The following is an 18116-nucleotide window of genomic DNA, read 5'->3' as shown; positions in this document are numbered from 1 at the left end:
GATGTTGACCTCAGTCATCCGCTTTTCGCTTACGCAGCGCTTATTTGTGCTGATTGTGGCGCTGATCATCATGTTAGCGGGAGCGCGAGCCTGGTTTTCCATTCCCTTGGATGCCTTTCCCGATATTTCGCCCACCCAAGTGAAGATTATCCTCAAGGCGCCCGGCATGACGCCGGAGGAAATCGAAGCGCAAATTACCGTGCCGATTGAAACCGAACTGTTAGGCATTCCCCATCAATCGATTCTGCGCTCTACCACTAAATACGCCATCAGCGATATCACCCTAGATTTCGACGAAGGCACAGATATCTATTGGGCGCGCCAGCAAGTGAGCGAACGCATCGCCGCCGTGTGGGACAGTTTCCCTGAAGGTGTGACCGGCGGCGTAGCGCCAATGAGTACGCCACTCAGTGAAATATTTATGTTTTCACTCGAAAATCCCAATCTTTCGCTGATGGAAAGACGCCAATTACTCGAATGGGAAATCCGCCCGCTGCTGCGTACCGTTGCGGGTGTCGCCGATGTGAATATCCTCGGAGGCTATGCCAAAAGCTTTAGTGTGACCCCTAAACCTGCGGCGATGGCAGCTGCGGGCGTGAGCTTTGCGGCGCTGCAACAGGCGATCGTTGAGAATAATCACAACGAAGGTGCGGGCAAGCTCACCATTGGCACAGATACCATCATAGTGCGCGCCGAAGGTCGCATCGATGACATCGACGAGCTCAAACAATTGGTGATCAAGGCCGATGATGCCAGAGTGTATCGACTGCAGGATTTGGCCGATATTCAAATTGGTCACTTAGCCCGTTATGGCGCAGTCACTAAAGACGGTAACGAAACCGCCGAAGCCTTAATCATCGCCCTCAAAGACGCCAATACCGCACAAGTGGTCAAAAACATTAAGGAAAAGCTCGAGCAAATCAGCCTAACCTTGCCAGAAGGCAGCCAGATAAATACCTTTTACGACCGCGCTAATCTGATCAATACCGCGATAGAGACTATCTCCAATGCCTTGTTCGAAGCCGTAGTGCTAGTGATCATCTTGCTGGCGCTATTTTTAGGTAACGTGCGCGCCGCATTGGTCGTGTCACTCTCGCTGCCTCTTGCCGCGTTGATGACGTTTTTGATGATGGATTACTTTAATCTTTCCGCAAACTTAATGAGCCTAGGCGGGCTAGTTATCGCCATCGGCATGTTGGTGGATTCATCTGTGGTCGTAGTCGAAAACATGGTGAACCTCATCGCCACTAAGCAGAGATTACCGCGGCTGCATTTGATTTTTCGCGCGACCAAGGACGTTGCCATTCCCGTGGTGTCGGGCACTGTGATCGTCATGATAGTGTTCTCGCCCTTGCTGACCTTGAGCGGGCTTGAAGGCAAACTCTTCACCCCAGTTGCGGTCACTATCGTGTTTGCCATGCTGTCGGCGCTGGTGTTGTCCTTAACTGTTATTCCGGTTATCGCCTCTTACCTCGTCAACGAAAAAGCCGCCAAGGAACCTAAGGCGATTGAAAAGCTTAAACAGCTTTATCTGGGCAGCCTCAAGGGCACGTTTATCCATCAAAAACGCTTTATAGTGATCGCCTTTAGCTTGCTTATCGTCAGCTTAGGCTTGTTCGGGTTAGTGGGAAAAACCTTTATGCCGACCTTAGATGAGGGCGACATTATTCTGCAGCTGGAGAAGTCTCCATCGATTTCACTCGAGGCTTCGATTGCCATCGACAAGCAAATTCAGCAAACCTTGCTGGCTAAAGTTCCTGAAATCAAACAGATGGTGGCGCGTACTGGCGCGGATGAAATCGGCTTAGATCCCATGGGACTCAATGAAACCGATGTGTTCTTAGAACTTTTGCCCCGCAGCGAATGGCGCTTTGCCAATAAAGAAGCGCTTATCGATGCGATCCGCACTGTGTTATTGGACTATCCCGGCGTTAATTTTAACTTCACTCAACCGATACAAATGCGCGTATCAGAAATGCTCACCGGCAGCATTGGCGACGTAGCGATCAAGGTCTTTGGTAACGATATCGACACCTTAGGTCAGCTCACGAGCCAAATCCAACAGCTGGTTAATGCCACCAGCGGCAGCGTCGATGTGAAAATGGCGATGATCGAAGGCAGTCCTTTTATCAACCTCACCTTAGATAACGAGCTCGCCCGAGGCTTTGGCATGAGCACCATGGAGTTTGCTCGCTACCTGAAAAGCCAGCTCGAAGGCGTGATCGTGACCGAAGTGCTGCAAGGTAAGAAGCGCACACCCGTGCTGATTGCTAACAATCAGAGCCACTTAAGCAGCATTAATGAGCTTAAAAATCAGTTACTGGTGATGCCAGATCACTCCTTAAAACGCCTAAGTGATGTCGCCACCTTAAGCTATAAGCAAGGCCCCATCCTTATCGAGCGTGAGCAAGGGAATCGCTTTTCAGTGATAACCACCAACGTGCAGGGTCGCGATATCGTGAGTTTTGTAGAAGAGCTCAACGCTAAAATTGCGCAGGAAATCAAACTTCCGAGCGGTTATAGCGTGAGTTTTGGTGGCGAGTTTGAAAACCAACAGCGAGCCACCAGCAATTTACTACTAGTGATACCCATTGCTATCGCACTGATCACTTTGATTTTATTCACGACATTTGGCTCGCTTGCCAAAGCGGGCTTAATCCTCGCTAACGTTCCCTTCGCTATGATGGGCGGCATAGTTAGCCTGTATTTGTCAGGAGAATATTTATCAGTGCCCGCCTCGGTTGGCTTTATCGCCCTACTCGGCGTCGCTGTGCTCAATGGCGTGGTGATGGTCAGCTATTACGAACAAACCAAGCACATGTTCAGCAACCTGCGCGAACGGGTAGAACAAGGTGCGGCGCGGCGTTTACGCCCTATTTTGATGACGGCGACTACGGCGATGTTTGGTCTTATGCCACTGGTGTTTGCCTCGGGCCCTGGGGCTGAAATTCAAAAACCTTTAGCGATTGTGGTGATTGGCGGTCTGCTCACTTCAACCATTACCACACTGTATTTACTGCCAATTCTGTATTTTTGGCTGGAGAAACGTAAATGAGCACAGAACAACTGTTAGTACTGATCGCCCAAAATGATATTAAGGACGACATAGTCGATACCTTGATAGAGTTGGAGTTTCTGTCGGGTTTTAGCCTAGGGAATATTTGTGGTTTTAGCCGTGAACACAGCCATTTTAATATCAAGGAACAAGTGGAAGGTTATCGGGAGTTTTGTAAATTCGAAATCATGCACCCCGCTGCGCAACAAGCGGCGCTGCTCGCGGCGCTGGCGTTGGTCTGCAAACATAATCCCTGTCGCTATTGGATTATGCCCATCTATCAAAATGGTACTCTGTCTTAATCTAGATTGATGTTGATCTCACTGAGCAAGGCATACTCACTTTGTCACTAAAGTCAGTATGCCTTTAAAATAGCTAAAGAATTGGCGTTGGGCGACGCACTAAAAACCCACTCAGGATCGATAAAATGCAGTAAGCGGTAAAGAAATAAAAACCGTTTTCAAATTGCGCCTGAGTTTTTAACATTTCCCCCATGCCGCCAGAAGCATTTCCCGCCATAAACGTAATGATCAGCGCCACCACAAACACATCGACCATCGACCACTTGGCGAGCGCATTAACGAGGGCATTAATCCGCAGTTTCAGCCCAATCGAGCTAACACATTGCTGTGCCAACATTAAGCTCAACTTCAAGGCTGGCACCACCACGCTGAATAACATGACTAATCCCGCGACGAGTCCATTACCAGAGTGATAAAGCTCGGTCACTGTTCCCCAAATACTACGAGTCTTCTGCAACACTTGGACTTCACCTTTAAGGCTATTAAACCCAAGCAAACCACTGACCATGCTTAACATACCGCGGGCACTGCCACGCCCAGAGTCCTCATCAAAGCTTTGGGCAACTTGCTCTATGCCTTGTTCCGCCAGCTTGGCCTTATCGATACTGCCGCTGATACTCAAAATAGGTTGAGTCACCCCAGGGATTAACAAAGCCAAGGATAAGATAATGATAAAAATAGGAAATAGAGATTTCATAGCACTGTTCATAGCATTGCTCGACCAGAGAAATACTTTCAGTTTACGGTTTTTAGCTCAGGCTCTGCAATCATTCACACCAGCCATCGACTCAGATGACCGGCATTTAAGGTAGGATTTGAGGATTAATAGAAAGGAGTCGGATCGATATCTAATGTACTCGGTGACACACCGCGTTCAATATAAAGTTCAGATTTTAATAAATCCACCATAGCGACATCAGTGTAACGTTTTACTTTTAAAGAATAAAAACACTTTACGATTGGATGTAGCGCATCCCTATCTTTCGAGGCCCAAACAATACCAACACGACCATCCGACAATTCAACTAAGGAACCCACAGGGTAAACACCAATACAACGAATAAACTCATAGACCAATTCTTGATCCAAATGGAATGGCGTCAGACTGAGTAAAATTTTAAAGGCCGCGGCAGGGCTCATAGCCTCTTTATAACATCGCGTCGCTGTTAAAGCATCGAAGATATCGACTATACAACTCATACGGCCATGGCGGGGGATTTCATCACCCTTCAAACCCCTTGGATAACCTCTGCCATCTAATTTTTCATGGTGCATTAAGCAGATATCTTTACTGATCTGCGACAGACCAGTAGTTTCGTTCATAATTTCAAGCGCATACACTTGATGCAGCTTCATATGTTCGAACTCTTCCGGCGTCAGTTTGCCCGGCTTGTGCAGCACTTTATTGTCGACTTTAATCTTGCCAATATCATGCAAAATACCCCCGACCGCCATTTCCCGTAGCATGACACGATCTAGCTTTAAGTATTTACCAAAGGTAACCAGTAGAAAGGCGACATTCACTGAATGTTCAAGTAGATAGGCATCTTTTGAACGGAGTGCAGACATACATTTAAGCGCATCAGCATCCAACATCACTGACTCTATCATGGTATCGGCTAACGCTTCGAAGGGGGCAACTTCGATGGCTTTACCTTCGAAGGTCTCAGATAAGACTTTACGAATGAGGTCTTTCGCCTCGGTAAGCATGACTTTAGCTTGAGCTTGTTGCTTATCGCGGCTAATGAGTGCTTTTTTATTGTCGGTTTGATTATCGTTAGTGATTTTTTTCTTTAACCCACAATGTTCAGCCGAACGCTCGGCGTCTACCCAAACAAATTTAATACCGCTTTTGGCCAGTTTTAAAATCGCATCCTTGTGTTTAATTTGTCCTGCATTTGCAATAGCAAGTTGACCTTTATCATTTTTGTCTATGGCACTGACAAACATACCTAATGTCAATTGCGACACAGGTAATTTGATAAGTTCAACTGATTCTGCCGACTCACTCATATCTACAACCCCAAGGATGATGTGCCTGAATAAAATATCAACTTAACCATACGACATTAAAGCGACTTACGCTCAAATGTTCTGTTGTTATTTTTGATTATTATAGAACAGACGTGAGGGGCATTCTAAGACGAGGATTAGAAAATCACCATAGACTTTCTTGGTAAATAAAGGGGCTTAAACAAGATACGATGAAATCAGAGCTTAAGGTGTAGATTAGACCCATTTCAATCTCTCATTATTTCAACAAATGCCTAAGGGCTAGGCATTCAAAACCTGCGCCCCTCACGCGCGAAAAGCTCACAACTACCCCACATAACGCTCAGCCATTTCAGTTGACTCTTCCACCAATAAACCATTACGTAAACTCAGTTGCCGTGACACTGCACTGTGTTCAATGCTTCTGTGAGTACTGAGCAAAATAGCGCAACCTTGGGAGCTTAACCGCTTTAGCAAGTACCACACTTTGCCATAGTAATGCTTATCCATCCCCGCCAATGGATCGTCCAAAAGCAGCACCTTAGGGCGTAGACAGGCGAGTGACGCTAAGGCAATCAAGTGCTGTTGGCCGTAGGATAATTTGTGGGGCGACAGATGGGCTAAGCTAAATAAATCCAACTCGTCCAACATTTGCACCGCTCGCTCTTTGGGGAGTTCAAAGCGCCTAAGGCTAAACTGCATTTCGGCTAGCACGTTAGACTCGAATAATTGTCGACTCGGCCTTTGCATCAACAGTCCCAATTCAGTGCCATAAATCCCCAATTTAGGCCTTCGCCCTAGCACTTTAAGGGGAAGACGCTGCCTTAAACTGTGCACGCCCGCTATGGTTTTCAATAGACTCGTTTTACCAGAGCCGTTGTCGCCCACTAAGGTCACTATCTCCCCCGCCTGTAATTGGAATCCTTGCGGACACGCAAATAACATGGGACAAGCATCGAACCCAAAATCAAAGGCTTCGGCGCTGACCAAGACTTTGCCTAAATGCTCAAATTTAGCTTGATGTCGCCACGCAGGCGCTTCAATTTGTGGCGCATCGCTCACTGTATAGATGCCTTCGGACAACTTGCCAGCCTCTAACTGCCAATAATGCTGAATAATCTCGGCGAATGCCGAGGCGTTATGCTCAACTAATACTAGCGCCATACCATCTTGGATAAGATTACGAAGCACGACCAGCAGCTCACTCACACCGTGATCATCGAGTTGTGCCCAAGGTTCATCGAGCAGCAGTAAATGCGGCTCTGACACTAGTTGGGCGGCGATCATTAAGCGATATTTTTGACCGAGGGAAAGCGTGCTGACTTGGGTATCGAGGCGCAGATACAAGCCCACGCGCCGCAGTGCTAATTGCACTTTAGGTAGCATTTGCTCGGCGGGAATACCGAGGGTTTCTAAGGCGAAAGCCACCTCGGCACCAACGGTTTGCCTTAGTAGCTGAGTTTGTGGGTCTTGCATTACCAGACCCGTAACCAATTGAGGATAACGCCAGATATCACCTTCATGCGGGCGATTTAACACGCCCGCCAGTAGATTTAGCAGACTCGATTTTCCTGATCCCGTAGGACCGCTCACGCAATGGCATTGGCCGGTACCAATCGCCAAGTTAATTTCCTGCAATACCGTCGGTAACTGGCTGCCATAGTTGAAGCTAACGCCTTCGAGATCTAAGAGTTTCATGCTATATCTGCCTATAAAGATCTAACGAACAGCCTATGACAAGGCTTCACCCTAGTCGTCTTTTCATTCCCACGGCGAGTCATACGTTAATAGACATCTAACTTGTCACGTAGAAAATTTAAGATGTGCCAGCTATTGTGGACCGCGATTATTCTGTCTCAACCGAAAAACGTTTAAAAACCAACCTAGATCGACTAATTACGACAAAGGGAAAGTACATTTAACGACTAAGAGACAAAATGTCCACCGAGGGTGACTTGCCCGACAAAAAGACCCACTCAAGTCACATTTTTTATCAGCGTAAAATGAGACTATGGCGAAAGTCACACGATAGGGCCTTACATCTTGACACACTCGACCGTGGCCTTTAATTTGAGCGAAAGATTCTTATTTACAGACTAAAATCACTACAGGTAAATGGCTTGTAAAAGAGGATATTAACCTGAGTCGAATTTACTGACGCTGACAGAGTGACCTTCAGCTTTCGCCTTCATCCGTTATCTTTGGAGTTCTATTTGCCCGTTCATGCCCTGTCTGAAGACCTTAAGTCTCTCATCGACAAACTCATTCAATTAAAGCAAGTTCCACCGACGGAACCGATAGTGCAGTTGTCACTAAACACTGTCGCTATGCCTTTAATTTCATGGTTGGCATCGCAGACGCAATTTCCGCGCATCTACTGGCATGGGCGCGACAGAATCGAAGAAGTCGCGGCGATAGGGGCGTGCAAAGACTTTAGATTTGAAACCGGAATCAATGATCAGCAACTGGCCATGGCCTACCAAGAGCAGCGAGCCTTATCGACGAATCAGAATATTCGCTACTATGGCGGTGTTGCCTTCGATCGCACTATAGAGTCTTGGCCTGAGTTCGGTAATAGCCGCTTTATCCTGCCGCGCATTGAATTTAGACGCAGTGGGAACAAATTTAGCCTATTAGTGAATCTTAATTTTGCTGATAATGATCACCATAGCGAGATAGATAAGGCCATCGGCGCTATCGAAGCCGTCATGCCTGCTAAGCCACTCTCGCCACCTAAAAAGATCGTTCCACTTGGGCGCAGTGACAAACCTGATTTTGAACGTTGGAAGACATTAGTCGAGCAAGTGGTAGATCCTAAGTTCAATCAAGATACCCCAAAAGTCGTGTTATCCCGCTTAACGCAACTTGAAGTCAACGAACCTATCGATCCTTGGATGGTGTTGGCTTGCTGGCAGGGCCGTAATCCCAATAGTTTCCAGTTTGGCTTTCAATTTAGCCCAGATCGCACTTTTATCTCTTGCTCACCAGAGCGTTTATTCCGCCGCCGTCAGCAGGAGCTATTTACCGAGGCACTTGCTGGTACAACGGTACGCGGTCTCAATCAAGAAGAAGATGTTGCGCTGGCGAACGCTTTATTAGAAGACAACAAAAATAGCGTTGAAAACCAACTTGTTCGCAGTCACATAGTGAATATGCTCACGCCGCTGAGCAATTATGTTGGCGCCGATGAATTAGCGACTATTTTTAAACTGAACCATATTCAACATTTACACCGTGCAATTCGAGCCGAATTAAAGCCGGGCGTAAATGATTTTCAACTGTTGCAAGCCCTGCATCCTACTCCTGCAGTTGGCGGCTTGCCGCGGTATTCAGCGCTAAACTTTATTCGTCAACGTGAAGGTTATATTCGTGGTTGGTACGCCGGTGCCTGCGGCTATTTCAATAAATATGAGAGTGAGTTTTCGGTAGCGATCCGCAGTGCGCTGATCGAACCAGGTCGGATTAACCTATTTGCGGGGGCGGGAATTATTGCAGGTTCTGAGCCCGAAGCTGAGTGGCAAGAGCTTGAAAATAAACTCGCAACCATAATGTCGATTTTATTCGAAATGTAATAAGCCTAGTAAACATTAAGACTATTCAGCGCCGTCAGCCCTTCGTTTTTCAATCGTTTCAAGGTAAAGCCTGTCCTGTTCACCCGAATCGATTAAGCGCTTATGTGCAAGGTCAAAATGTTGTTTCAACATCTGGCCTTTCTCGGTGTTAGCGAAAACAAAATAGGTTTCGGCCTTGAGTACACCTTGAATAATCACAAAATTTTGTGGCGCCTTTAATTTAGGAACAAACGTAAGTAAATTAGGTTTGTAATCTAGCACGGCATCTATACGTCCAGCATTTAAGCTATTGAGCATAGTCAACATATCGCTACTTTCTTCGTAATACATAGGCACAGGTGTCAGCATATTGTATCTGTAGGCCAGCATGGCCTGAACCTTCTTGTGGGATAGGCTTTCAATACCGGTCCAGCCTGCTGCTGCCTCGGCAGTAACAGCCACATCGATAGAGTCCACTTCAACCATATTCTCTGTTAATAGCCCCTTTTTAATATCACCCTTGTAAACGCTGAGCGTGATATCGGTACGATTGTGCTCAACAAGATATAAACTGCGGGCAAAAGGCATAAACTGCACATTGAGTTGCCATTCTGGCTCAGGGAAAATCCGCTGAAGTAACTCGAAGTAGTAACCCGTTTTATCACGATTGGCAAATCCCTCCCAAGTTGACGTTGCGACATTGACCACTATCGGCTGAGCGGCGGAAACAGATACAGGTAACACAGCTAAAAATAAGCAAAAAGTAGCAAAAAGTAGCAAAAAATCGTCTCATGGCTATCCTCCTTCGACGTATTCAAAGTGTAGAAGAGTTTTCATTCTATGTGCACATTTAAACAGCAGACTTGCATCTTAAAACTCGACCACTATAATGGCGACCCGATTTCAGCACGCTGTCATCGGCAATAAAGTCGTAAACATAATAAATTGAATATTAGCGGGTTCCCTCACCCCGCCCTACACAACTAAAAAGGCCACATATGTTAATGTTAACCACAGCGCAGCTTCGCCGCGCTTTATTCCTATTAGTAGGATTCCACATACTGATTATTTGCGTCAGCAACTACTTAGTACAATTGCCATTTCAACTGTTTGGCTACCACACAACTTGGGGGGCATTCAGCTTTCCGTTCGTGTACTTAGCCACAGATCTCACTGTCCGTATTTTTGGCCAACAAGCCGCACGCAGCATCATACTCAAAGCTATGATTCCCGCTTTGATGATTTCCTACGTGATGGGAGTGATGTTCCATCAAGGCAGCTTTCAAGGTACTGATTCACTTGCACAGTGGAATACCTTTGTGTTCCGAATTGCCTTTGCCAGCTTCGCGGCTTATTTGATTGGTCAGTTGATGGATATTAAGGTTTTTGCCCGTATTCGAGCCAGTCGCTCTTGGTGGGTCGCCCCAGCCGCCTCAACCTTAGTCGGAAATCTGGTCGATACTTTAGTCTTTTTCAGTATCGCCTTTTACGCCTCTTCCGATAGCTTTATGGCAGCCAATTGGCCCGAAATCGCTACAGTCGATTACGGCTTTAAGCTAATCGTGAGCTTAGGCCTTTTCCTACCGGCATACGGTGTTTTGCTAAAAGTCTTACAGGACAAGATTTTGCGAGCCAATCCGCAAGAATCAATTTCCTGATCAACCCAACTGGCCAGACCTGTTATAATTTAACCAGTTAATAGCTCAGCCCTGCTCCTGTTAACGCGCGAGTGGGGCTTATTTTTTATGAGAGTAAACTATGTATTCTATTGAAATTAAAGCAGAGTCAAGTTTGACTCCCGAGTTAGCCGTTCAGCTTATCCAACTTAGCCAACAAATCCCAGAGCTCGATCACCCACTCACAAACGAAGTGTTGGACCAGCGCTTACAGGGCAAGACATGTTTGATCTTAGTCGCATATGTAGAAGGTGAATTGGCAGGGTTTAAACTGGGTTATGAGCAAGAAGAGGCTATATTTTATAGCTGGTTAGGTGGCGTTGCATCCGACTTTAGACGTTTAGGCTTAGCGCAGAGTCTACTCGAATATCAAGAAACTTGGGCACGCCGCCATGGCTATAATCATATTCAGGTGAAAACGATGAATCGTTTTCCTGCGATGCTTAATTTATTGATCAGTAATCAATATTTAATTACTGAACTAACAGCCGATCCTAAAAGCTTAGTCGATCATAAACTGTATCTGTGCAAGTCGATCTAAACCGTTAATGGATGAGGGCAAAACGATATTTGTAAAGATGTGCACTTTTTGCAATAAATAGCTTGCAAACACAATTGAGAATGATTATCGTTAACGTGCATTCCAAAACTCATCTTTAACAACGATGACTGGTAATCGACGTTGTTATGGATCTCCTGAGTTTGCAAGCACGACATTGCTCACACACACTCTTTGTGGCCGGACTCATCATCCGGCTTTTTTTTGCCTAAAAATCAGTGATGCAAAGCCACATAATACAAAGCTAGCAATCGCTCGACATATTTTAATTCAAACCTAATCAGCCAAATACAACACAATGTCTATCTAACGGGATAAGACTAATCTGCAGACATATCGCTGTAGTTACCCGCAAAGTGTAAGCCATCGTAGGGATTATTTTGCTGATCTTCCTTCGCTTCATGATACAAACCTATGGTAAATAAAGACCCTTTACCCAAAGTTGAACTCACTTCTATCATGCCACCAATCCGCTTGATAATGCCGTAACTGAGCGAAAGACCTAAACCAGTGCCATCCTTACGTGTGGTATAAAAAGGGTCGAAAATCCGTCCAAGCTGCTCTGGCGCTATCCCTGAGCCTTCATCTTCCACTTCGATTTTGACGCCAATCGGCATATCTTGTTGCACCCAGTCATAGGTTCGCACCCAAATACGTCCTTTACCGTCCATCGCATGCGCCGCATTCACGACAAGATTAATCAAGACTTGCAGCAACTGCGGACGATTAACCTGTACTGGACAACTGGCGTTTAACTCAGTGATCAACACGACTTCTTGTTTTTGAATCGAATGTCGCACCAACACCAACATTTCTTCGATAATAGGAGTCATCGGATGCATTTCTAGTGGTGCGTTGAATTCGCCTGGTCGGCTGTATTGCAACAGGCTACGGATGATAGTGCTGATCCGCCCAACCTGTTGAATGACTAGATCAATTTCTTCTTTCACTACTTCTGCATTATCGCCAAGCTCGTAGCGCAGTAATTCCATATTGCCGAGGATAACGGCCGTCGGATTATTGATTTCATGGGCGATACCTGCGGTCAATTCGCCAAGAGCTGTGAGCTTCTCGTTAGTGACGAGCTGTTGACGCGTTTCGTTTAGTAATGCCACGTTACGTTGCAGCTCTAAGGTTTTATCCTGCAGGCTACGAGTACGCTCTTCAACCTTCATTTCAAGCTGTTCTGCCGCCGCTTGAATTTGGGCATTTCGACGCTGTAGCAAGTCAAGCATACTGTCAAATTGCTCGGCTAAGTTCGATAACTCATTATCCCTATCTAATCCTAAGGCGCCGATACGAATATTGCGCCCCGACTGCACTGCTTGTACAACATGGTGAATACGTTCAATGGGCTGCAATAAACTATAGGCGCCGCGATAAACCAGCAGGCCAGAGACCAACAGCACTAACATTAGAATCGTGCCTAGCTCTATGATATTGAGTAAATAATTATGGATAAATGGCGATTCAGAAAAGCCGGTATAGATCATACCGACACGTTGGCCGCGAACATCTTCCAAGGGGGCATAAGCGGAAATAAACCAATCGTTAAATACGAAAGCGCGATCGACCCACTGCTCGCCTTGAGTTAACACTTTGTCTTTCACTTCCTCCGACACTAAACTGCCAAGCGCGCGGCCCAGCGTCTCATTGCCTGTGGGATAAAAATGCAGCGGCACGTTGGTGGAAATACGGATGTTATCTAGGAAGATGGTCACAGTACCGATGGAACGCTCGGGCAAGGTGCCTTTGTCGTATACCAGATCACGAATGTGGTCGACAATTCGAGTATCGCGATTAAACAAGATCCCACCATCGAGATACCAAGCCACTTTGCCTTCCATATCAGGGACGGGCAATAGGCTACGGCTCAATAAACCACGTTCTTCAACGGTTTTAACGGGGCTCTGCGCCCGCAAGGTTGCAACTATCGGAATGCTCGCAGTGATAGCCAATTCGGGGTCGATACGTGCTAAACGCTCGGGCGGCAGCACCATCAAGCCGGAGTAAGGTAATAAACCGTCTAACTTAGGAAGGATTTGGCGTAAATCGGGGTCTGCGGCCGCTTCGGCAACACTGACTAAACGCAGATAATCGAGATTTAGCTGTTTTTTCTGTTCAAGGAGAAAAGCATCAATACTGGCTCGGTAGCTGACTTCGCCACTTAATTCTTTACCACTGAAAAGTGGCCTAAAGTCATTTTGAAAAGTCCAAGAGGTCACCACACGTTCAAGTTGTTTTTCTTGGCGTACTTGCACTTGCTGCAAAGTGTTTTCGGCAACAGATAAGTCAGCTTTAACCTTCATAAACAGCTGCTTACCTGTATAACTGATGTTCCAGTAAATAGTGATAAACACTAAACTCACCAGTGTCAGTAGAATGGGCAGTAACGTCAGGATTAATATGCGATAGCGCACCTTGGCCTGCATTTGCTGCCAACTGACACCAAAAAAGTGAGTGAAGAATGACACTCTATGACTCCTGTTCGCCACTAAAATCAAACCACTCTTTATACTTGCGATCTAAGGTTTTGCGCGATACGCCTAAATCCCTCGCCGCGGCAGACTTATTGCCAGAATGTAAGTCCACAACACTGGTCACATGGTGTTTTTCCACGTCTTTCAATGGCCAATCCAATGGATAACCCGATGTGGATAAAGACTCACTCTTCAGCTGTTGCTTCCAATATTCCGCTGGCGGTTTGCCCAGCAAAATACAACGCTCAATCATGTTGCGCAGTTCACGAATGTTACCAGGCCACTCGTGTTGCTGTAGTTTCACCATATCTTCATGGCTCCATACGACTTCTCTTACCCCTAATTCAGCGGCAAGTTGGCGAGTGAAATGATGGGTTAACTCCACGACATCTTCGGGTCTATCACGTAATGGCGGGATTAAAATATCGAGCACATTCAGCCGATAATATAAGTCTCGACGGAAATTCCCTGCATCCACTTCATCAATCAGAGTACGGTTAGTGGCCGCGATCACTCGCACATCAATGTTAACTTCTTTCTCGCTGCCTACAGGACGAATCGCTTTTTGCTCTAACACTCGAAGTAAAGCCGTTTGCATTTTCAGTGGCATTTCGCCAATTTCATCGAGAAAAATCGTCCCGCCAGAAGCAAAACTGAATAAACCTTCACGATTGCCTTTCGCACCCGTAAAGGCACCGGCGGTATGGCCAAACAATTCACTTTCGAGCAGTTCAGGGGCGATAGAGCCACAGTTAACTGGGACAAAAGGTCCCTGACGTCCACTAAGCAAATGCAATTGCCGTGCGACTAATTCCTTACCCGTGCCCGACTCACCTTGGATCAAGACGACGGCATTGGTCGGCGCCACACGTTCGATGATATGTTTCACCGACTTCATGGCTTCACTGCTGCCAATAATGGTCGATGAATAACCGATTGAAACCTCACGACGCAGCATCAAGTTTTCACGTTTAAGCAAGCGACGTTCGATACAGCGATCGACCGCTGTCATCATCTGTTCGAGGTGGAAAGGTTTCATGATGAAGTCAGAAGCACCCGCGCGTAGCGCAGTAATCGCGACTTCCATGTCAGCATAGCCAGTCATAAATATGATGTCCGAACGACGCCCCTGCTCATCCAACGCTTCATGCCATTCGATACCCGAACGACCAGGTAGACGAATGTCAACGATAAGCAAATCGAAATGGCAACGGCTACGCAGCTGCTCCGCATCTTCGATACTGCCCGCCGTTTCGACTAAGGCAAATTTCTTCGAGAGTGCCTTATTTAAAAAACTCCGCATTCCGGGTTCATCATCAACAATCAGTACCGATACTGCCGATGGAAGATGCTTGAGGTTATTATCTATCTGGCTCATATTGTCTGCTTCTGGACATTTTGACTCATTTGCGACCAATTCTAGCACTGAAAATAGATGAATAGGTCACTATGAACCATCAGAAGTTTGTCCTGAGACAATTTGTCTGTGGAGTATTTGTTAGGCTTGGGATCAAGCTCACAAATTAGGTTAAGCTGTGAAGAAAATAACCGCATTCTCAGCTTGGCATCTAATTTGCTTTCAACCGAACGTATTACAATTTTCGAGACCTTCCACTCAGTAGGCATTTGAGTTGGAATCCTATTTTCCGCCAAGGAGTACCCATGCTAAACATGAAATCTCATATGAAGTCATTACTGGGACTGGTTGTTGCAGCCAGTATGTTCACTGTTTTACCCGCTCACTCGACTGAAATTATCAAGTTAGCCACCACCACCAGCACAGAAAACTCAGGCCTATTGAAAGAACTGTTACCTAAGTTCGAAAGTGCATCAGGCTACAAGGTTCAAGTCATCGCCACTGGTACAGGTAAAGCCCTGAAACTAGGTGAGCAAGGTGACGTGGATTTAGTCATGACTCACGCGCCTAGCGCCGAAGCTAAATTCGTCGCCGATGGTTTTGGTGTTGAGCCCCGCGGCATTATGGAAAATGATTTCGTAGTACTTGGCCCTAAAAACGACCCAGCCAAAATCCGTGACAGCAAAACGGCCGAAGAAGCTTTCGTTAAAATGGCAAAATCAGGCGTACCTTTTATCTCTCGTGGTGACAATTCAGGCACTCACATCAAAGAGTTAGAAGTATGGAAAGCGGCAAATGTTACTCCTAACTTCAAAGGTTATACTTCAGTCGGTCAAGGCATGGGTAAAACCCTGCTGATGGCAAACGAAATGCAGGGTTACACTCTGTCTGACCGTGGTACTTTCGTGGCTTATAAAACTAAGCTCGATCTTGCCGTTGATTTCGATGGTGGTAAAACCTTAGCCAACCCATACCAAGTTATTCTCATCAACCCTACTAAATACCCAGATCTGAACCACAAAGGCGCTAAAGCATTCAGCGACTGGTTGATCAGCAAAGAAGGTCAAAGCATGATCAACAGCTTCAAAGTTGAAGGCGAGCAATTGTTCAAGGCAACTTATAGCGAATGAACGACGGCTGGCTAGCACTATTACAGCAGGCGTTAAGCCTGCTGTTTTCTTTAGACCCTGACGTTTGGTCCATCATTTCGATCTCGTTTTCGGTTTCTTTCGCGGCACTGCTGATCACGCTTGTTCCTTCCATGGTGCTCGGCTTTGTATTGGCGTTTGCGCCATTTCGCGGCAAATGGATAGTCACTAACTTAGTTCAAACTCTGCAATCAATCCCCACAGTGGTTATCGGTCTACTCGTGTATTTACTGCTAACACGCAACGGTCCTCTGGGCGATCTAAAATGGTTATTTACCCAAGAAGGAATGATTCTCGGGCAAATGTTCATCTGTGCCCCCGTACTAATTGCAATGAGCCAAGCCGCATTCACTAGCGTTGATCGCAGAGCTTGGGAAACCTCACGCACCTTAGGCGCCTCTTGGTGCCGTGCAGTGTGGACAGTCTGCCGAGAACTGCGCATGCCCTTACTGCTTGCGATTGTCGCAGCGTTTAGTCGCATTCTGACCGAAGTCGGCTGCTCTATGATGGTCGGCGGCAATATTTTAAACGTGACCCGTAATATTCCTACCGCAATCGCACTTGAAACTAGCAAAGGTGACTTCGCCCAAGCTATCGCCCTCGGGCTAGTGCTGCTAATCTTGGCCTTGATCCTCAACTTTGCCTTAGGTAGTTTACGCGGCAAAGCCATGCCAAGGAGCCATTAAGCAATGACTAAGGTCAAACTGATCGCCCGTGACGTAGAAATGTCCTTTGGCGCGCGCCTGTTATTCAAAGCCGACGTATTATCGCTCTGCCAAGGAGATGTGATTTATCTGCAAGGCGACAATGGCACAGGCAAATCAACCTTGATGAAAATTCTGGCGGGCTTAATGCCACCAACCAAAGGCCATATTGAGGCTGTCGGTTTTGCCAAAAATGCTTGGTGGCGACGCAATCCATTGTTAGGTAAGGCTGTTTATCTGCACCAACATCCTTATTTGTTCGACGGCACAGTAGAATATAATCTCACCTATGGTCTGAATTTCAGCTCAGAAACAAAAGCCAAAGCGAAACAGCGGATTACTCAAGCGATTGAGATGGCGCAGCTAGGGTCGCTGCTGCACGAAAGGGCCAGTAATCTCTCTGGCGGCGAAAGACAGCGCCTCGCGATTGCGCGCGCTTGGATCCTACAACCTAAACTATTAATGCTCGATGAACCCACCTCCAATATGGACAAGGATTCCCAAGAGCTAGTATTAAAAATGATCCAACAACTCAAACACGAAGGCACAGGAATGTTACTGAGTAGCCATCAGAATTGCGCGCTAACCACCATCTGCGAACAACAGTGGCACATAGAAGGTGAGCGCGTGATGACCTCTTATCAACAGCCTGAATCTTTGCCAGCACAGGAGCCTTTGTATGTCATCGCAAATTGATGCCGTTATTCTCGCCGGTGGTATGGCCCGTCGCATGGGTGGCGACGATAAAGGTCTTGTCGAATTAAACGGCGAAGCCATGATTAAGCACACAATAGATAGAATAAAACCTCAGGTTAAGGAGATCCTGATCAACGCAAATCGTAACCAAACACGTTATGCTGAGTTCGGTTTTAAGGTAATAAGTGACGAGCATAGTGGTTTCCTCGGACCTTTAGCGGGTATGATCACCGCTATGGGCCAAACAGATGCAGACTACTTATTAGTAGTGCCCTGCGACTGCCCACTCCTGCCACTTGACCTTGTTCCGCGTATGTTGGCAGCAATTGAAGCAGAAAAAGCCGAGATTGCTGTCGCCAGTGACGGTGAGTATGAACAACCCGTTGTTTTACTCTTAAAACCTAGCTTACGTGACTCGATGAAAGCGTTTCTTGAGGCGGGAGAGCGTAAAGTGGACTTTTGGTATATCAAACATCACTTCGTCGTAGCGTCATTCGCCGACCAGCCCAATGCTTTTGTGAATGTAAATACGCCAGAACAAAAACAACGACTAGCGATAGAAATCACCCAATAGCTAAAAAGGCTCCAATAACCCA

The 18116-nt window shown here is 46.5% G+C and carries 15 protein-coding genes; 9 read left to right on the top strand and 6 right to left on the bottom strand.

Going from position 1 to position 18116, the window contains the following annotated elements; genetic code table 11:
- Window position 1 precedes the first annotated feature (1 nt).
- Both L5L77_RS05810 and L5L77_RS05805 read left to right on the top strand, forming a co-directional pair.
- Window positions 2-3055 (top strand): efflux RND transporter permease subunit, encoded by a 3054-nt coding sequence (locus L5L77_RS05810; RefSeq protein WP_263222281.1) that lies wholly within the window; start codon window positions 2-4, stop codon window positions 3053-3055.
- Window positions 3052-3357, top strand: a complete 306-nt coding sequence (locus L5L77_RS05805; protein WP_006079422.1) for a DUF3240 family protein — start codon at window positions 3052-3054, stop codon at window positions 3355-3357. Before L5L77_RS05810 ends, L5L77_RS05805 begins: the two co-directional genes overlap by 4 nt.
- Window positions 3358-3430: 73 nt before the next feature.
- On the opposite strand, the gene L5L77_RS05800 is transcribed toward L5L77_RS05805, so the two are convergent.
- The 3 genes from L5L77_RS05800 to L5L77_RS05790 form a co-directional block, all read right to left on the bottom strand.
- Window positions 3431-4066 carry a paraquat-inducible protein A gene (locus L5L77_RS05800; RefSeq protein ID WP_263162606.1) on the bottom strand — a complete coding sequence of 212 codons (636 nt, stop codon included), beginning with the start codon at window positions 4064-4066 and terminating at the stop codon, window positions 3431-3433.
- Window positions 4067-4179: 113 nt separating this feature from the next.
- On the bottom strand, window positions 4180-5370 hold the full coding sequence (locus tag L5L77_RS05795; protein WP_263162609.1) for an HD-GYP domain-containing protein: 1191 nt from the start codon (window positions 5368-5370) through the stop codon (window positions 4180-4182).
- Between the two features lie 306 nt (window positions 5371-5676).
- Window positions 5677-7047, bottom strand: a complete 1371-nt coding sequence (locus tag L5L77_RS05790; protein ID WP_263162612.1) for an ATP-binding cassette domain-containing protein — start codon at window positions 7045-7047, stop codon at window positions 5677-5679.
- A gap of 515 nt (window positions 7048-7562) precedes the next feature.
- On the opposite strand from L5L77_RS05790, the gene L5L77_RS05785 reads away from it, so the two are divergent.
- Complete coding sequence (locus tag L5L77_RS05785; RefSeq protein WP_263162614.1) at window positions 7563-8921, top strand: isochorismate synthase MenF; 1359 nt, start codon at window positions 7563-7565, stop codon at window positions 8919-8921.
- Window positions 8922-8942: 21 nt separating this feature from the next.
- Here L5L77_RS05785 and L5L77_RS05780 read toward each other — a convergent pair whose 3' ends face one another.
- Entirely contained in the window at window positions 8943-9680 is a 738-nt protein-coding gene (locus L5L77_RS05780; protein ID WP_263222280.1) for a substrate-binding periplasmic protein, read from the bottom strand.
- 218 nt (window positions 9681-9898) lie between these two features.
- On the opposite strand from L5L77_RS05780, the gene L5L77_RS05775 reads away from it, so the two are divergent.
- Entirely contained in the window at window positions 9899-10558 is a 660-nt protein-coding gene (locus L5L77_RS05775) for a 7-cyano-7-deazaguanine/7-aminomethyl-7-deazaguanine transporter (RefSeq protein ID WP_219251451.1), read from the top strand.
- Between the two features lie 100 nt (window positions 10559-10658).
- Entirely contained in the window at window positions 10659-11117 is a 459-nt protein-coding gene (locus tag L5L77_RS05770; RefSeq protein WP_219251452.1) for a GNAT family N-acetyltransferase, read from the top strand.
- 338 nt (window positions 11118-11455) lie between these two features.
- Here the strand turns inward: L5L77_RS05770 and L5L77_RS05765 are convergent, their stop codons facing one another.
- Window positions 11456-13609 carry a cache domain-containing protein gene (locus L5L77_RS05765; protein ID WP_263222278.1) on the bottom strand — a complete coding sequence of 718 codons (2154 nt, stop codon included), beginning with the start codon at window positions 13607-13609 and terminating at the stop codon, window positions 11456-11458.
- Window position 13610: 1 nt separating this feature from the next.
- Complete coding sequence (locus tag L5L77_RS05760; RefSeq protein WP_263222276.1) at window positions 13611-14993, bottom strand: sigma-54-dependent transcriptional regulator; 1383 nt, start codon at window positions 14991-14993, stop codon at window positions 13611-13613.
- 284 nt (window positions 14994-15277) lie between these two features.
- On the opposite strand from L5L77_RS05760, the gene L5L77_RS05755 reads away from it, so the two are divergent.
- Genes L5L77_RS05755 through mobA form a run of 4 tightly spaced genes read left to right on the top strand, consistent with a single transcriptional unit; the run spans window position 15278 to window position 18094 of the window.
- Window positions 15278-16102: a substrate-binding domain-containing protein gene (locus L5L77_RS05755; RefSeq protein ID WP_263222273.1), complete on the top strand. Its 825-nt coding sequence runs from the start codon at window positions 15278-15280 to the stop codon at window positions 16100-16102.
- Window positions 16099-16806, top strand: a complete 708-nt coding sequence (locus L5L77_RS05750; RefSeq protein WP_105250740.1) for an ABC transporter permease — start codon at window positions 16099-16101, stop codon at window positions 16804-16806. The genes L5L77_RS05755 and L5L77_RS05750 overlap by 4 nt, the downstream gene beginning before the upstream one ends.
- Window positions 16807-16809: 3 nt before the next feature.
- A complete protein-coding gene (locus L5L77_RS05745; RefSeq protein WP_263186442.1) occupies window positions 16810-17520 on the top strand; it encodes an energy-coupling factor ABC transporter ATP-binding protein in 711 nt (236 codons plus the stop codon).
- Window positions 17504-18094 (top strand): molybdenum cofactor guanylyltransferase MobA, encoded by a 591-nt coding sequence (gene mobA, locus L5L77_RS05740; protein WP_113940167.1) that lies wholly within the window; start codon window positions 17504-17506, stop codon window positions 18092-18094. The genes L5L77_RS05745 and mobA overlap by 17 nt, the downstream gene beginning before the upstream one ends.
- The last annotated feature ends 22 nt before the right edge of the window (window positions 18095-18116 follow it).

Source organism: Shewanella sp. SM29, assembly GCF_025654245.1.
GTDB lineage: Bacteria > Pseudomonadota > Gammaproteobacteria > Enterobacterales > Shewanellaceae > Shewanella > Shewanella oncorhynchi.
Note: the sequence above shows the minus strand (reverse complement) of the source record. Positions and strands in the feature narration are given on the sequence as shown.

Bases quoted from the DNA above. Each gene is read 5' to 3' on its own strand.
- L5L77_RS05755 (WP_263222273.1), top strand. From the start codon at position 15,278: ATGCTAAACATGAAATCTCATATGAAGTCATTACTGGGACTGGTTGTT.
- L5L77_RS05805 (WP_006079422.1), top strand. From the start codon at position 3,052: ATGAGCACAGAACAACTGTTAGTACTGATCGCCCAAAATGATATTAAG.
- L5L77_RS05810 (WP_263222281.1), top strand. From the start codon at position 2: ATGTTGACCTCAGTCATCCGCTTTTCGCTTACGCAGCGCTTATTTGTG.
- L5L77_RS05750 (WP_105250740.1), top strand. From the start codon at position 16,099: ATGAACGACGGCTGGCTAGCACTATTACAGCAGGCGTTAAGCCTGCTG.
- L5L77_RS05760 (WP_263222276.1), bottom strand. From the start codon at position 14,993: ATGAGCCAGATAGATAATAACCTCAAGCATCTTCCATCGGCAGTATCG.
- L5L77_RS05795 (WP_263162609.1), bottom strand. From the start codon at position 5,370: ATGAGTGAGTCGGCAGAATCAGTTGAACTTATCAAATTACCTGTGTCG.
- L5L77_RS05770 (WP_219251452.1), top strand. From the start codon at position 10,659: ATGTATTCTATTGAAATTAAAGCAGAGTCAAGTTTGACTCCCGAGTTA.
- L5L77_RS05790 (WP_263162612.1), bottom strand. From the start codon at position 7,047: ATGAAACTCTTAGATCTCGAAGGCGTTAGCTTCAACTATGGCAGCCAG.
- L5L77_RS05800 (WP_263162606.1), bottom strand. From the start codon at position 4,066: ATGAACAGTGCTATGAAATCTCTATTTCCTATTTTTATCATTATCTTA.
- L5L77_RS05745 (WP_263186442.1), top strand. From the start codon at position 16,810: ATGACTAAGGTCAAACTGATCGCCCGTGACGTAGAAATGTCCTTTGGC.
- L5L77_RS05775 (WP_219251451.1), top strand. From the start codon at position 9,899: ATGTTAATGTTAACCACAGCGCAGCTTCGCCGCGCTTTATTCCTATTA.
- mobA (WP_113940167.1), top strand. From the start codon at position 17,504: ATGTCATCGCAAATTGATGCCGTTATTCTCGCCGGTGGTATGGCCCGT.